The following is a 991-nucleotide window of genomic DNA, read 5'->3' on the forward strand; positions in this document are numbered from 1 at the left end:
GTCTATATCTCTAGACTTGATCCGAGACGTAAGGGAGCCACTAATCTTCCTGCCCGTTTGGTGCTGGGTGCTATGCTGATTCAGTATATTGAAAAGCTGACGGATAGAGGTACTATCACCGCTATTCAGGAGAATCCTTATATGCAGTATTTTGTTGGTCTAACACACTTTACTACCACCCCCATCTTTGACGCTAGTCTATTCGTAACCCTACGCAAGCGAATAAGCATTGAGGACATCAATGAGATAAGTTTGATACTCTTAAAGACCGAGAAAAACTCTACTGCCAAAGATGAAAAGAGGGATTCCGATGGAGATAAAGACACCCCTTCTCCTTGCGAGGAAGAAAAACAATCCTCCACACCCGAAGCGGATGAAGTGACCCATCAAGGATCAATGATAGTGGATGCCACATGTTGCCCCGTCAACATCCCATACCCCACGGACTTACGCCTCATCTATGAGAGTATACAGAAGTTGTGCCGGATAAGACTAAGCTATGGGAAGGTTTCCGAGAAGGAAAGACAATCTATCACTAAGCTATCGGCAGAAGCAAAGCGGAGGTATCATGCTTATACGCTTCGGAAGAAAAAACCCAAGGGAGGACTGAAGTCCACACTTCAGCGTATGCTTAAATTGCTTGAACAGTGTATCAAAGGTTTTCTAAGCCAATTTGGACATAACTCCACTGCACTCCTCGATAGGCTTTCCAATACCACCAAGCGCTACATTCAGACCATCCTGAAGGTCTACGAGCAGCAGTCTGGAAAACTTTACCGAGGGACAAAGATAGCCCACCGTATCGTAAACATCCACCAACCACATATTCGCCCGATAGTCAGAGGGAAAGTGGGCAACCCTACGGAGTTTGGACCCAAAGTAAACGTCTCCATCGTGAGGAGCTATGCTTTTATAGACCAGCTCAGTTACGAAGCATTTAATGAAGGTCAGAAGCTCGAAGAACAGATACAGCTCTACCGGTCACGATTTG

The 991-nt window shown here is 45.7% G+C and carries 1 protein-coding gene; it reads left to right on the forward strand.

The window, feature by feature from the left end; translation table 11 throughout:
* The coding region (locus IX315_RS09600; protein WP_211837421.1) for a transposase at window positions 1-991 on the forward strand (991 nt) is incomplete at both ends.

It is taken from the genome of Porphyromonas levii, assembly GCF_018206105.1.
GTDB classification, from domain to species: Bacteria; Bacteroidota; Bacteroidia; order Bacteroidales; family Porphyromonadaceae; genus Porphyromonas_A; species Porphyromonas_A levii.